This is a genomic window from Micromonospora sp. NPDC002411 (assembly GCF_053592955.1).
Window position 1 is genome coordinate 1 of sequence record NZ_JBSFBM010000245.1, and the last position, 10,399, is coordinate 10,399.

12 protein-coding genes and 1 pseudogene are annotated in these 10,399 nt (G+C 69.2%); 8 read left to right on the forward strand and 5 right to left on the reverse strand.

Annotation, left to right across the window (positions count from 1 at the left end; all coding sequences use genetic code 11):
- Positions 1-88 precede the first annotated feature (88 nt).
- The 3 genes from ACWCO3_RS24835 to ACWCO3_RS24845 all read left to right on the forward strand — a co-directional run bounded on the left by ACWCO3_RS24835 (position 89) and on the right by ACWCO3_RS24845 (position 2,265).
- Positions 89-625, forward strand: a complete 537-nt coding sequence (locus ACWCO3_RS24835; RefSeq protein WP_450012292.1) for a hypothetical protein — start codon at positions 89-91, stop codon at positions 623-625.
- A gap of 33 nt (positions 626-658) precedes the next feature.
- On the forward strand, positions 659-1,300 hold the full coding sequence (locus ACWCO3_RS24840; protein WP_145782732.1) for a histidine phosphatase family protein: 642 nt from the start codon (positions 659-661) through the stop codon (positions 1,298-1,300).
- An 89-nt stretch (positions 1,301-1,389) separates the two neighbouring features.
- Entirely contained in the window at positions 1,390-2,265 is an 876-nt protein-coding gene (locus ACWCO3_RS24845; protein ID WP_358167466.1) for an alpha/beta fold hydrolase, read from the forward strand.
- A gap of 10 nt (positions 2,266-2,275) precedes the next feature.
- Here ACWCO3_RS24845 and ACWCO3_RS24850 read toward each other — a convergent pair whose 3' ends face one another.
- From ACWCO3_RS24850 to ACWCO3_RS24865, 4 genes are read right to left on the reverse strand one after another with little or no spacing between them, the layout of a single operon-like run.
- Complete coding sequence (locus ACWCO3_RS24850; protein WP_450012295.1) at positions 2,276-2,782, reverse strand: DinB family protein; 507 nt, start codon at positions 2,780-2,782, stop codon at positions 2,276-2,278.
- Positions 2,783-2,826: 44 nt separating this feature from the next.
- The gene (locus tag ACWCO3_RS24855) at positions 2,827-3,267 is read right to left on the reverse strand and encodes a VOC family protein (RefSeq protein ID WP_145782728.1); all 441 of its coding nucleotides are present in this window, start codon (positions 3,265-3,267) and stop codon (positions 2,827-2,829) included.
- Positions 3,264-4,097 (reverse strand): MOSC domain-containing protein, encoded by an 834-nt coding sequence (locus ACWCO3_RS24860; protein ID WP_145782726.1) that lies wholly within the window; start codon positions 4,095-4,097, stop codon positions 3,264-3,266. Before ACWCO3_RS24860 ends, ACWCO3_RS24855 begins: the two co-directional genes overlap by 4 nt.
- Positions 4,098-4,153: 56 nt before the next feature.
- Positions 4,154-4,852, reverse strand: coding sequence for a carbon-nitrogen hydrolase family protein (locus ACWCO3_RS24865; protein ID WP_450012303.1), 699 nt, complete (start codon positions 4,850-4,852; stop codon positions 4,154-4,156).
- A gap of 82 nt (positions 4,853-4,934) precedes the next feature.
- On the opposite strand from ACWCO3_RS24865, the gene ACWCO3_RS24870 reads away from it, so the two are divergent.
- The 5 genes from ACWCO3_RS24870 (at position 4,935) to sigJ (ending at position 9,890) form a co-directional block, all read left to right on the forward strand.
- The gene (locus tag ACWCO3_RS24870) at positions 4,935-5,717 is read left to right on the forward strand and encodes a DedA family protein (protein WP_357838397.1); all 783 of its coding nucleotides are present in this window, start codon (positions 4,935-4,937) and stop codon (positions 5,715-5,717) included.
- Positions 5,718-5,757: 40 nt separating this feature from the next.
- The gene (locus ACWCO3_RS24875; protein WP_450012298.1) at positions 5,758-6,936 is read left to right on the forward strand and encodes a sensor histidine kinase; all 1,179 of its coding nucleotides are present in this window, start codon (positions 5,758-5,760) and stop codon (positions 6,934-6,936) included.
- Positions 6,927-7,571: a response regulator transcription factor gene (locus ACWCO3_RS24880; RefSeq protein WP_357932913.1), complete on the forward strand. Its 645-nt coding sequence runs from the start codon at positions 6,927-6,929 to the stop codon at positions 7,569-7,571. Before ACWCO3_RS24875 ends, ACWCO3_RS24880 begins: the two co-directional genes overlap by 10 nt.
- Positions 7,572-8,081: 510 nt before the next feature.
- A complete protein-coding gene (locus ACWCO3_RS24885) occupies positions 8,082-8,816 on the forward strand; it encodes an SDR family oxidoreductase (protein WP_145782718.1) in 735 nt (244 codons plus the stop codon).
- A gap of 81 nt (positions 8,817-8,897) precedes the next feature.
- Entirely contained in the window at positions 8,898-9,890 is a 993-nt protein-coding gene (gene sigJ, locus ACWCO3_RS24890; RefSeq protein ID WP_450012301.1) for an RNA polymerase sigma factor SigJ, read from the forward strand.
- A gap of 91 nt (positions 9,891-9,981) precedes the next feature.
- Here sigJ and ACWCO3_RS24895 read toward each other — a convergent pair.
- A pseudogene (locus tag ACWCO3_RS24895) lies at positions 9,982-10,246 on the reverse strand (ISAzo13 family transposase); the annotation flags it as partial.
- Positions 10,247-10,399 lie beyond the last annotated feature (153 nt).

Below are 10,399 nucleotides of genomic sequence, written 5' to 3' on the forward strand. Positions count from 1 at the left end.
GGTTCGGCAACGCCACGGGGCTGCTGCGTCACTCTGTGTTGCTAAAAAGTGGTCAACTGTTTCTCCTCCGTAACTTTAGTCCGAACGGATGTGGCCGGCCCGCCGCCGATCGCGCCGGCCCCTCGCCGTGCTGGTCGCGGCCGGCCTCGCCGTGCTCGTCGGCCTCGGCGCCCTGCTCACCCAGGGCCAGTTCGGCCCCTCGGGCACCCGCGACCCCGCCGACGTCGCCGGTGCGCCCTCGGCCTCCGCGCCGGCGCCCAGACCCACGACGCAGTCGCCGACACCGAAGCCGCCACCCTCGCCGTCACCATCCGCCAGCACCGCGCCCCCGACCAGCGGGCAGCAGGTGCCGGTCAGCCTCCGCGAGGTGACCGGCGAGTTCGCCGCCGTCCTCGCCAGCGCGCTGGCCCGCGGTGACATCGACCGCAAGACCGCCGAAGACCTGCGCGACGAACTCGCCGACCTGAACCGCCACACCAGGGACCGGACCAAGCGCGTCGCCGAGCTGCGGGAACACATCGCCGAGTTGGTGGAGCGCGACCGGCTACCAGCGCGGACGGGCGCCCAGCTGGACAATCTCCTCGCGCGGACCAGCAGCATCTTCACCGGCCGTACGGACGACTGATACCTGCGTCTATACCGCTGGCATGATGTCCCGATGCGGACACGTCTGATCTTCGTGCGACACGGCGAGTCGCTCCACCAGCTCGAAGGAATCGTGGGCGGACCACGTGGTTGCCGGGGCCTCACCGCCCTCGGTCACGAGCAGGCGAACGATCTCGCCAAGCGGCTCACCGGTGAGGTCGCCGCCGACCGACCCGTGGCGGTCTACTCGTCCGTGCTGCGGAGGGCTGTCGAGACAGCGCAACCGATTGCCACCGCGTTCGGCGTCCGGCCCGTGGCCGACTGTGGCCTGTGCACCTGGCACACACCCCCGTACGCCGACGGCCTTCCGACCGCCCGCTTCCGCACCGAACACGCGGTGGCCGGCGGCGGTGTGTTCCGGCCGTTCGAGGAGGGCAACGAGAGCTGGGCCGAGCTGGTGGTCCGCGTCAGCCGAGCGATCATGGAGATCGCCCATCGGCACCGGGGTTCCACGGCGATCCTGGTCGGTCACAGCGAGACCGTCGAGGGCGCGTTCCACGCGCTCGCCGCGCAGCCTGTCTTCCGGGCGTTCGACCTGGACGTGCCCCCGGCCTCGATCACCGATTGGACGACCGACCACGACCCGGGCGGGTGGCCGCCGGCCCGCTGGACGCTCCGTCGTTTCGCCGACACCGGCGGGTGGGCCCGAGCGTGACCCGTTCGTTGACGACCGACGGCCACCTGTTCGGCGTCGCCGGCACGGCGTGGCCGCCCGCCCGCTCCCGCCGGTCGTAGTCTCACCGGATGACGACAACGCAGACGCACACCCTCGCCGTACCCGGCGTCGACCTGGTCTACGACGTCCGAGGCCCGCTGCCCCCGGCCGGCGGACACCCCGTGCTGCTGATGATCGGCCAGCCGATGGCGGCGGAGGGCTTCACCGCGCTCGCGCCACACTTCACCGACCGTACCGTCGTCACCTACGACCCGCGTGGCCTCGGCCGCAGCGTCCGCACGGACGGCCGGACCGACCACACGCCGCAGCAGCAGGCGGCCGACCTGCACCTGCTGATCGAGGCGCTCGGTGCCGGCCCGGTCGACGTCTTCGCCAGCAGCGGCGGCGCGGTGACGGCACTCGAACTCGTCGCTGCGTACCCCGGAGACGTCCTGACGTTGGTGGCGCACGAACCCCCGATCAACGCCGTGCTTCCCGACGCCGACGCCGCCGAGCGCGCCCGCGCCGGGTTCTACGACGCGTACCAGGCGAAGGGGGCCGGCGCCGGCATGGCCGCGTTCATCGCGATGACGTCCTGGCAGGGCGAGTTCACCGATGCCTACTTCGCCCAGCCCACCCCCGATCCGGCGATGTTCGGCATGTCGACGGATGACGACGGCACCCGCGACGACCCGCTGCTGTCAAAGAACTCGTGGGCGATCACCGACTACCGGCCGGACACGGGCCTGCTCGCCGCTGCACCCACCCGGATCGTCATCGCGGTCGGGGAGGAGTCGGCGGGGACGTACACCGCGCGGACGGCCCACGGCATGGCGGCTGCGCTCGGTCAGCAGGCCGTGGTGTTCCCCAGTCACCACGGCGGTTTCCTCGGCGGCGAGTTCGGTTACGCGGGCAAGCCCGAGGAGTTCGCGGTACGGCTGCGGGAGGTGCTGGACGCCGGCTGACCGGGCCGGGTCACCCGCGCTGCTCGCTCAGGATCTGCTCACGCAGGATCTCGGCGTGCCCGCAGTGCTGGGCAAGCTCGCGCAGCACGTGCAGGTACACCCAGCGCAGCGGCTGCGGGCCACTGCGGTGGCCGCGCAGGAGGTCGTCCAGGCCCAGGGCGGCCGTGGCCCGGCGGGACGCCTCGCACGCCTCCCGGTGTGCCTGCAGGATGCTGGCGATGGTGTCGTCGTCGTCGAGGAGGAACGAGTCGCCAGGCGTGGGTGGGATGCCGATCTCGGCGCGTGAGCGGCACGTGACGGCCTCGTCGAACCAGACCTTCTCCACGAAGGTGGCGTGCTTCACCAGGCCCAGCAGGGTGGTCCGGGACGGCACCAACGACCGGCGTGCCTGCTCCTCGGTCAGCCCGTCCAGGTAGCCGTCGAGCGCCCGGCGGTGTTCGTCGATGAACGCCTCGAACTGCGCCTGCTCCGGCAAGGCGATGACGTCGGGTGCGAAGGTCCCCGGCAAGGAAGTCATCCGCGAAGCATTCCAAGGTCATCGTCCGCTTGCAAACACCATGTTCAGCCGAAGGAGAGGAGAGCACCGCGCTCGTCGAAGCGGGCCGTGCCCGCCCAGGCGATCTCCCAGCGGTTGCCCTCCGGGTCGGCGAGGTAGCCGGAGCGCCCACCCCAGGGTCGGTCGGTCGGCTCCGCCACCACCGTCGCGCCCGCCTCGACGGCCGCTGCGAAAGCCGTGTCGACCTCCTCGCGGCTGTCGACGTTGCAGGCCAGGGTGACGCCGGACCAGCCCGCGGCCGGTTCGGGCATTCCCGGCGCGGCCTCGGCGGCCAGCTCCGGCAGCGGGTAGAGCGCGAACAGGACGCCACCGAGCAGGAAGGCCGACCACCCGTCGTCACTGGCCGGCACCTCCGGCCACCCCAGCGACCGGTAGAACGACCGTAGCGTGCCGATGTCGCGTGCTCCCAGGGTGACCACGGACAGGCGGGAGGGAACGGTGCTCATGGTCCGACCGTAACGCGATCGCCGTCCGCCACCCGCCCGGGACGGACCACCCGGGCGTACGCGCCGACACACGGCTGGGGACCCATCCCGGGCAGGGGCTCGATCCGGTTGAGCCGGGCGGGTACCCGCAGCGCCTCGGCCTCGCGGCGCAGCGGTCCGTGCGCGAGCGTCGGCACCGCGCAGCGCGGCGTCGGGGCGAGCACTGCGAGCACCAGGTCCGGGCCGACGCGCAGCTCCCGGCCGACCCAGCCGTTCTCGGCGAAGGCATCCGTGTCCGTGTCGAGCACCAGGTTGGGCCGGTAGCGCTCCACTGTCCCGGCTCCGGGCGGTAGGTGCCCGGCGATCCGATCCAGGGTCGCGGTGGTGACCAGGTGGATCGGAGCGAAGTCGAAGAAGGTGCCGGGCAGCACCGATCCGAGCCGGCTCTCGTCGGCCGGAACCTCGTCGTCAAGACCGGCGGCGAGCACCGCCTCCGGGTTCGACCGCAGCAGGGTAGCGCCGGCCGGTACGGCGTCGACAACGGTCACCGGGCGACCCACGGCCGCGCTGAGCGCCCTGTCGATGTCGAGGTCCTCGACCGACAGGTGTCGGCCGTCGGGCAGAGTGATCCGTACCGGATCGGTCACCCCTCCTGTCGCCTGCAGCGCGAGCAGGCCGCGCCACCGATGCGGTTGCTTGGCGCTGGCCACCCGTCCACTGGTCTGATCCAACAGGGCCAGCACGCGGTCACCCACGACGCCGGTCGCGCCGATGTCGGCGGCCGGGATCCGTTCTCCGAGCAGCGACTTCACCGGGTGCCGCCGCAGCTGCACCACTCGTCCGGAGATCATTGCGTCACCCTAACCGCGCCTGTCGCCGCCAGGGTCGGGCCACAGGTGGAGACCCGTCAGTCGAGGCTGACGCTGACCGACTGGCCCGGCTCGGTGCCCGCGCGCCCGACGACCTCGCCCTCCGGCGTCCACACCGCCGACCGCCCGGCCGCCTCGGTGAAGCCACCGCCGGTCGAGCCGGCGAAACTCGCCACCGCCACCCAGACCCGGTGGGTCGCGGTGATCCGCTGCGCCCGCTGGTCCGTCACGGCGGCGTCGCGCGCGGCCTCCACGACACCCGCCGCGTACACGTCGATCCCGAGGGCCGCGGTCCGCGCCGCGTGCGCGGCGACCCCGGTGTCCTTGCAGATCGCCAACCCCACCCGCCAACCGTCCACATCGAGCACTGCCGGCGCGTCGCCCCGTCGAAAGCGGCGGGACTCCGCGCCGCCCAACCACATCTTCCGATACGCCACCGTCGCACCGCCCCCGGTCACGGCCAGCATCGCGATGTGGTCGCCCGCGACCGGCGCACCGGCCAGGGCCAACGCGCCCGTCTCGGCGCACGCCTCGACCAGCGGCGTCAACCGCGCGTCGTCGACCGACACGACCGGCGCGTCCAACTCGTACCCTGTCAGCGACAGCTCCGGAAAGACCACCACCCGGGCACGCGCCGCGCGGACCGCGGCGGCGTGCGCCCGCGCGTTCTCCGCGACATCCAGGGGTACGCACGCCGGCTGCGCCACCGCGAGCCGCAGCGGGGTGCGGTTTTCCACACCCTTACCGATGTGGTCGACCCGCGTGGTCGGGCGGTCGGCCTCATGGTCGACTCTCAGGATCGCTTCGTACCGTGGGGGCATGATTCGAACGTCCCACGCCCTGCTCGCCACCGGAACCCCCACCGCCGCGGCGGAACCGCCGCAGGGCGGCATCGTCGGTTACGTCACTGACCTGGTGGAACGGCTCGGCGGCCCCGGTGCCGGCCTGGCGGTGGCGCTGGAGAACCTCTTCCCGCCGATCCCCAGTGAGGTGATTCTGCCGTTGGCCGGGTTCGTCGCCGCGCAGGGACGGATGAGTCTGGTCGGTGCGATTTTCTGGACCACGCTGGGCTCGGTGGTGGGTGCGCTCGCGCTTTATTTGATCGGCGCGTCGTTGGGGCGCGACCGGATGCGCGCCATCGTGTCCCGGCTTCCCCTGGTGAAGCTCAGCGACGTGGACCGGACCGAGGCTTGGTTCCTCCGGCACGGCGTGAAGGCCGTCTTCTTCGGCCGGATGATCCCGATCTTCCGGAGCCTGATCTCCATCCCGGCCGGGGTGGAGCGGATGCCGGTAAGCACGTTCCTGATCTACACCACGCTGGGCAGCCTGATCTGGAACACCACGTTCGTCCTCGCCGGCTACCTGCTCGGCGACAACTGGCATCTCGTCGAGGGCTACGCCGGCATGCTCCAGAAGGTGGTGATCGTCGTCTGTGTGGCGGCGGCCGCCTGGTTCGTCGGGTCCCGTGTGCTGCGAGCCCGCCGCGCCGCGCAGAACCCCGAACCGGTCGAACCCGAGCCGAACGCACTGAACGGTGTGCCCGACCCGGCCGGTCGCGGCACGCTCTACCGCAGCGGGTCGTGGGGCTCGGACGACCGCTAGTCGACCCTCTCTGGTTCCCAGAGCAGAGGGGGACAGGCCGGTGCGAAAGACGGACGAGGTGGCGGGCGAGCGGCGAACCGACAGATGGTGGGGCGTGCTCCGGCTTCCGGTCGGCGTCGCCGCCGGCATCGCGACGGCCGGTGTCGGGTTCGCCTTCCTCGCCGTCGCGGCCGCCGCGTTCAGCCTGGTCGCGGTCAAGCCCGCGGCCCGCTGTCGGGTCGCTGCCCTGACCAAGAGTTACGCGGGGCGGCTGGTGCACATGGAACGTCGCCGCCTCGGCGGGCTGCTCGCCGCAGAAGAGTCGCCCACGACAAACGATGTGGCGACCCGACGGCAGGTCGGCTACCTGGCCGCCCGACTGCTGACCGGCACGCTCGGCGTGCTGGCGTACGCCGTGCTGGGTGTCGGCGTGGTGCTGGCCTGGATCGTGCTGCGCGCGGCGGTGCGCGGAGAGTTGACCCTCCTCGACGCCCTGGCCCAGGTCGGCGTCGGTGTGGTCCTGCTACTGCTCAACGTTCAAGCCTTCGTCAGTATCGCGGCGCTGGACGTCCGGCTGGCGCGACGACTGCTCAGCCCGGGAACTCGGGCGGAGCTGACGCGACGGGTCCAGGAGCTGACCACCAGTCGGGCCGGGGTCATCGCCGCCGTCGACGCCGAACGGCAGCGCATCGAACGTGACCTGCACGACGGCCTGCAGCAGCGGCTGATCGCCCTCGGCATGCTGCTCGGCCGTGCCCGCCGTGCCCGCGACGCCGACCGCACGCGCGCGCTGATCGTGCAGGCACACGAGGACGTGCAGCGGGCCGTCGAGGAGTTGCGTGAGGTGGCGTGGCGGGTCTACCCGTCGGCATTGGACAGCAACGATCTGGGCGAGGTCCTGGCCATCGCGGCGCGCGGATCCGAGGTGCCGGTGCGGATCCGCTACGAGCTGCCGGTCCGCCCCGAGCGGCAGATCGAGACGGTGCTCTATTTCGTGGCCTGCGAGGCGCTCACGAACGCCGCGAAACACGCCGCCGCTACCCTGGTCACTGTCGATTTCGAGGCACAGGACGGGTGGATCCGGATGCGCGTGCACGACGACGGCGTCGGCGGGGCGGAACCAACAGGGCGCGGGCTGTCCGGGCTGGCGCGACGGGTCGCCGCGCTGGACGGCCGGCTGCGGGTGACCAGCCCCGGTGGCGGTCCGACGACACTGCTGGCGGAGTTGCCGTGCGGCTAGTCCTCGCCGAAGACTCGACACTGCTCCGGGAAGGCCTGACGCGGCTCCTCGCCGAGGAGGACCACGAGGTGCTTGCCGGGGTTGGGACCGCCGACGAGCTCGTCGAGACGGCAGGACGGACCCGCCCCGACGTGGTCGTCACCGATGTCCGGATGCCGCCCACTCACACCGACGACGGGCTGCGGGCAGCCTTGGAGATTCGTCGGCGGTGGCCCGAGACCGGCGTCCTCGTGCTCTCGCAGTACGTGGAGCGGCGGTACGCCGGCCGGCTGCTCGCGGACCGCCCTGAGGGGGTCGGCTACCTACTCAAGGACCGGGTCGCCCAGGTGGACGACTTCCTCGACGCACTCGACCGGGTCGCCGCCGGAGGCACCGCCCTCGACCCGGAGGTGGTCCGGCAGGTGGTGGCCGGCTCGGGGCGGCCCGACCCGCTCGGTCGGCTGACACCGCGCGAACGGGACGTGTTGCACGAGATGGCGCAGGGCCACACGAACCTCGCCATCGCCCAGCGGCTGCACGTGTCGCAGAGCGCTGTCGAGAAGCACGTCAACGCCATCTTCGACAAACTCGATCTCGCCCACACGACCGGCTACAGCCGGCGGATCCTCGCCGTCCTGCGCTACCTGGGCACCTGACGCATTCGCCCCACCGGAGGAGTGATCGACTCGCCTTCCTTGATGTCGGGGTGTCCTGGGCGATCCGATGCGGCGACTTCACGGAAACCGAGTCGATCATCGCGGTGCTGGTCAGGGTCGGCAGGCGGCGATCAGGCATCAGTGTCCGTTTTCGGATCTGGTGGGCGCGTGTGTGTCCGGCGGTGCCAGGTCGAAGGTGATCTCGACGACGAGGGGGGTAAGCGTCGTTCCCCCGTCGCGACAGGCGCGACCGGGAGTCAGGTGATGTCGATCATGCCCGAGACCAGGCACCGCACACCTTCGCTTCGGGGCAACTGGGGGCGGACCACACCGGTGAGTGCGGGCCGTGGGGGCTCCGGCGCGCCTTGCATGGTGAGGCGTATGCCAACACCGCCGGTCGCAGCGGCTGAGGGGCTCTGAGAAAGATCTGCCTCGGAGCCTGACATCTTCCTGGCCTGCGTCGTCATATTGGTGAGGGCCGGCGACCGGTGGCCCGGAACGGAGTGAGAAATGAAGGTTCTCATCGCTGGTGGGCGCGGCCGTGTCGGCTCCCCCCTTGCTGACAAGCTGGAGGCAAGGGGCATCGAGGTGGTTTCGGGAGGACTTGATGACGGGATCGACGTGATCTCTGGCGAGGGGCTCGCCGAGGCCCTCGTCGGAGTAGACACCATCGTGAACGTCCTGAACACCCCCCGTTTTGATGCGGAGGGGGCCATTTCGTTCTTTGAGGGATCGATCAACAATCTGAATGCGGAGGGCAAGCGGGCAGGTGTGCGTCATCACGTCCTGCTCTCCATCGTCGGCGTCGGACAAGGAGACGCGTCTGAGATTGGGTACTACCTCGGCAAGGTAGCGCAGGAGAAGGCCGCACGATCCGGTTCGATCCCCGCAACCATCATCCGAGCCACTCAGTTCCAGAGCTACATCCCCATCCTCATTGACCAGCACACTGTGGAGGGAAAGGTTTTCGCTCCCAGGTCGTTCATCCAGCCCGTCGAGCTGGACGAGGTCATCGAGCTGCTCGCCGAGGCTGCCACGACATTGGAGCCGGGAAGCGAGGTCGAGATCGCTGGGCCCGACCGCTTCTACCACGATGACCTCTTCCGTGCCACGTTGGCTGATCGTGGAGACGACCGCGAGGTTGTGACCGTGGACGCGGAAGGTGCACCGGATGCCATGGTTCCACGTGGCGCTCACCGGGTAGGCACTGTGAGGTACCCCATTTCAGGAATCTCTCTCGCCTGAAACCAAAATAGGATGAGGATGGATCGCTCGACTGTCAGATGATAGTTGGGGCATGCCGCCTTAGATCGGAAAGGGTGCCCAATGTCGGAAGACTTTCCTGCCGAATCCGAATCCGTAGGGTTTGGAAGAGCCGAGCGTGATGAATCGCGGATTCTCGATTCGGTCGCGGCCGAGCGACGCCGTTTGATGTCGCTGGCCTTTCGTATGATGGGCACCCTGGCCGATGCTGAAGATGTTGTGCAAGAGACGTATGTCAGATGGTACCGCCTTGAGGCCGAGGAACGCGAAGCGATTGCCACGCCCGCTGCGTGGTTGATGCGAGTTGCGAGCCGTATCTCACTCGACATGCTGGGCTCCGCGCGGGCACGACGGGAGACGTACGTCGGACAATGGCTACCGGAGCCAGTCCCATCTGACCTCTTTGCGGACGCAGCGAAGGAGCCAACGAGCTCCAGTCATATCGCCGCCGATCCGCTCGATCGCGTTTCCCTCGATGATACGGTCAGTATGGCTTTGTTGACGGTCCTCGAGTCTATGACCCCAGCGGAGCGAGTGACGTTCGTACTGCATGATGTATTCGGCGTGCCGTTTGGCGAGATTGCTAGTGTTGTAGGCCGTTCACCAGGAGCTGTAAGGCAATTGGCGACGTCCGCACGTCGGCACGTTCGAGGAGGAAGGCGAGCACGAGTTTCTCCTCAACAGCATGATGAAGTTGTTCGGGCATTCCGCGACGCAACGGTTGGAGGGAATATTGAAGACCTGCTGCGCGTACTGGCTCCAGATGTCGAACTGCGAGTAGATGGCGGCGGATTCGTCAATGCCGCACCTCAGGTTATCCGTGGTTCGGATCATGTAGCGCGGTGGCTCATGGGAGTGATGCGTAAGCAACCCGCCCTCCGTTTTGAGCGACGAGACACGGCTGACGGTCTCGGATACATGCTTAGGAATGAGGCGCGCCGATATGGGATGGCCACGTTTGACGTCAGTGCTCAATGTGTCACGAACGTTTGGCTGATGCTTAATCCGCTGAAACTGACGAATTGGTCACTCGACCAGCGGATTGCAGATCATTAACACGTTGTTTTGATGCTCTGTGCCTGGATCCCGGTCTTGGAGGGCGGCGTGCAGTGCATATTCCCAGGCACCCTGGAACGCGTGCCGGCAACCCGTTTGCGTCCTCCGCCGGGACGCCGGACCCGCCCCAACGGCTCCTCTCCGGATTCCAGCTCGAACACGCCATTGCGGACCGTCGTCTCGCTGACCGTCGTCTCGCTGACCTGAGCCGCCCGAGCGACAGCACGGATGCCACCATGCCCCAGCAACCGGGCCTCGGTTCCCATCAACAGCCGTCGCTGCTGCTCGTCCAGATGTGGAAACAGCACCGCGAACTTCGCGGAGAGTTGGTCACAGGTCTCGTCCGGGATGCGCATACCAGGCCAACGAGCCCCAGGTCGGCAAGCAACACCTTGATGATCTGCAATCCCTAATATCGCCTTCGCGGAATACCGTTCGGCTGGAGCCGCGTCGTGCCACTCGCCGAGAGGCGACCTGCACACCGACACCAGCGCCGCCCCCGGCCCGCC